This is a genomic window from Methylobacterium sp. (assembly GCF_019745455.1).
Lineage (GTDB): Bacteria > Pseudomonadota > Alphaproteobacteria > Rhizobiales > Beijerinckiaceae > Methylobacterium.
In genome coordinates, this window is the sequence record NZ_JAIETD010000160.1 from 1 (window position 1) to 3,371 (window position 3,371).

Consider the following 3,371-nt stretch of genomic DNA (forward strand, 5'->3'; position numbering starts at 1 on the left):
AATGGTGGCCGGCTTCGCCTCGGAACGACGGCCGGCTTCAAATCGGAATCCCCGGCCGGCTTCGTCGGAATACGCACAGGACCGCATCTACATCGCTCTGGCGCGCACGGCGACGGATGCCTCTCGCCACTTCCGCATCCCCGTCGAGCGAGCGGTAGAGATCGGAGCGCAGATCAGCATCTAACAGCCGCCTGCCTGGGTGGCCTGTTGCGGCCTGCCTAGGCGGCTTGCGGCTTGTTTTAGTAGCGAATGATGCCCCGTAGGCCGAACACGGCCGCGTTCCTGATCCGGCTTCCGCTGGGATCGCGCGGGTTGGCGATGCCGCCGCTCGGGCGGAAGACGTACTGGAAGTCCGGCTGCAGGGTCACGCCGGGGCCGAGCACGGCCTGGTAGGTAGCCTCGATCACCGCCTCGCTGCTGCGTCGTGGGCTGGCAATACCTGTCAGGAAGATCGAGTCCGTGTCGAAGCCGCGTGCGCTGCGCGAGATCCGCGAGAGCGCGTAGGCGACGCCCACGGTGTCATCGGAGCGGCCCGGCAGCAGCCCTTTGTAGGCGATGCCGGCATCGACGTAGAAATCGAGCAGATTGCGGTCGGTAGGCGACCCGGACATGCGCAGGAAGACGCTGGCGCCGTCGTTCTGGTCGTCGGGCTCGCGGTAGATGATCTGGTCAATGATGCCGTAGATCCCGCTGTCGCCGCGGAAGCGGCGGGCAATGCTAGTGCTTGCCACGTCGGCCAGCCTGCCGCCGGCCGTGTCGAACCGAAGGCTGTTGGACCGCCCGAAGTGGTACCAGCCGCCTAGCGTCACCGTGCCGGGCTCGCCCGGGTCTCCCTTCGCGATGTTGTAAGCATAAGCCGCCTCGGCGATCACCAGGGCCGGGTCATTGGTGCGGAAGTTGGTGCCGGTCCGGTTGCGCCGCTGCGGATCGGGGTCGTTGTCGATCCGTGGAGGACCAGCCGGGTCACCATCGAACACACCGATCTGCAGCGAGAAGTTCTGGTTCGGCACGTACTTCGCGCGCACCGCCGGGACCGCGAGAGGATAGATCGGGCCGCCGCTCGGGATCACCACGGCCATGATGTTGGGCCAGCCGAAGGTCGAGTTGATGAAGAGTGTTCCGGTCTGGCTCACCGCGAACTCGGTGTCGGCTGCGATCTGGCCGACCTTCAGGCTAAGCTGCCCGTCGAAGAGCTTCTGATCGAGCCAGAGTTCGTAGAGGCGGGACGAGGGCAGCGCCTCGATGGCGCTCACGGTAATGAAATTGTTGACGTAGTAGCGCGAGAGCCCGGTGCCGTGGATCTGGTACAGATTGGTATGGAAGGTCGCGCCCTGCCAGCCCATGAGTTTCTCCAGGTCGGCATCAAACTGAAAGTCGAGCCGTCCCTCGTAGATGCCGCCGCGCCGTGAGCCGCCGGTCGCGTTGCCGAAGCTCTCGCCGATATAGGTGAGGCTGTAGCTGACACCTTTGCCGAGGAGGAAGCTGCGCAGGCCACCAGGATCACCATACGGTCCGAGCGAACCCTGGATCGAGGTGTTCAAGTTGGCCGAAGGCTTGGCGGAGGCTTCCGGCTGGGCGACCGAGGTTTGGGGATCGCCGCCAGCGCCGAGCGGCGAGCCGATGCGGACGCCTTCGCCAGCGAGGCGGCCGATGTCCTCCGGAGAAAGCTGTGCCAAAACCGACCCGGGCGCCAGCGCGAGGACGATGGCCAGGATGGAGGGGCGGCGCGACCATCCCATGTAGCTTGCCGATCCTCAATCGCGTCGAAGGTGCTCGCATCCTACCGCGGGTTACCCCAGTGAGGGGAGCTGCGGATCCCTGTTGGAGGCTAGCAGCCGCACCCGTATAGCGCGCCTGCAACACCAAACGGCGGTTCCAGGAAGCCTCACCCATGATGACCTTCTACGGCCTTCGCGCAGGCCGCCTCGTTCGCCTAGACACCGCTTCGACGAAAGGCATCCCCGCACTTACCGAGACGCTCTGGATCGACCTTCGCGACCCGTCGCACGACGAGGAGAAGACGGTCGAGACCCTGCTCAACTTGCAGGTGCCAACTCGCCAGGAAATGGCCGAGATCGAGGAGTCGTCGCGCCTTTACGAGGACCGAGGCGCCCTTGTGATGACGGCGGTGGTGATTGACGGTGCCGGTGAGGGTCGACCCGCCCGCGCGCAGGTCACCTTCGTGCTAACCCAGACCCACCTCGTTTCAGTGCGCTATGCCGACCCGGTCCCGTTCCGCACCTTCGAGGCAAAGTGCGAACGCCAGCCCGAACTGCATACCAGCAGCGACCGTATCCTCGCCTCGTTGCTCGACAGCATCGTCGAACGCGCGGCCGACGTCCTAGAACTGGTCGCGGCGGACTTGAACGAGGTCTCCGTCAGGCTGTTCTTCGACGACGACCAGCCACGCCGTAGGCCCAAGCGCGCCGAGGATGAGCTTCAGGTCCTGATCAAGCGATTGGGGCGAAAGAATATGACCATGGCCATCCTGCGCGAGAGCGTGCTCGCGCTATCCAGGCTCGTGCCGTTCATGCGTCAAGGGACGAGCGAGTGGCTGACAGATGATGGCACCCGGCGTCTCAAGATGATCGAGCGGGATCTACGTTCACTCTCGGCCTATGAGGGCCAGCTCTCATCCGAGATCGTCTATTTGCATGAGGCGACGCTGGGGCTGATCAACCTGGCTCAGAACCGGATCATCAAGGTGTTTTCGATTGCCGCCGTGCTGTTCCTCCCACCCACCGTCGTCGGCACGATCTACGGCATGAACTTCGAGGCGATGCCCGAGCTCAAGTGGGCGTTTGGCTACCCCTTCGCCTTGCTCCTCATGGGGCTCTCGGCTGCGCTGCCCTACTACTGGTTCAAGCGCAAAGGCTGGTTGTAGCAAACCGTCGCGGCCATCCGGATACTAAACCGCCACGAAAAACATGATCGGTGACGTCCGCCTCCGGATATACGGTCATAGTCTGCTTTCCGCCTGCATCGGACCTTTAATACGGGTACCAAGCGTTAGGTTTAGACCGCTAGGTTGTTCTTTTAGCCGGCGTTACGCCGGTGTGCATTAAGTTTGATGATGGCGCTCTGCGCAAGCGCCTTCGTGCGAGCGAGATAAACCGGCTTTCCGGATTTGAGTGTTGAAAGTAGCATCAGACGTGCTATCATCAATCCGGATTTCGGTGTGGGTTGCCGAAGCGCCAGAGCACTGAGATGCTCTTAAGATGGAGCAGTGGGATGGAAAATTCCGTCAATGCCAACTCGGCCGCGGTTCCCGTCGGCGTTCTGGTGGTCGTAGAACAAAGGTGGCTCCGGCAAGACGACTACCGCGGCACATCTCGCGCAGTCGCTTGTCCTACGCGGGTATCGCGTGCTCG

General features: G+C 63.1%; 3 protein-coding genes and 1 pseudogene. 3 read left to right on the forward strand and 1 reads right to left on the reverse strand.

From position 1 onward, the window contains the following. Positions 1–184 (forward strand): hypothetical protein (locus tag K2Y56_RS25145; RefSeq protein WP_292514510.1); only part of this gene is annotated, 184 nt, incomplete at its 5' end. Between the two features lie 55 nt (positions 185–239). On the opposite strand, the gene K2Y56_RS25150 is transcribed toward K2Y56_RS25145, so the two are convergent. Next, positions 240–1,739, reverse strand: coding sequence for a carbohydrate porin (locus K2Y56_RS25150; RefSeq protein WP_292514513.1), 1,500 nt, complete (start codon positions 1,737–1,739; stop codon positions 240–242). Between the two features lie 152 nt (positions 1,740–1,891). On the opposite strand from K2Y56_RS25150, the gene K2Y56_RS25155 reads away from it, so the two are divergent. After that, entirely contained in the window at positions 1,892–2,884 is a 993-nt protein-coding gene (locus K2Y56_RS25155) for a magnesium transporter CorA family protein (protein ID WP_292514516.1), read from the forward strand. A gap of 386 nt (positions 2,885–3,270) precedes the next feature. Next, positions 3,271–3,371: pseudogene (locus K2Y56_RS25160) on the forward strand (AAA family ATPase); the annotation flags it as partial.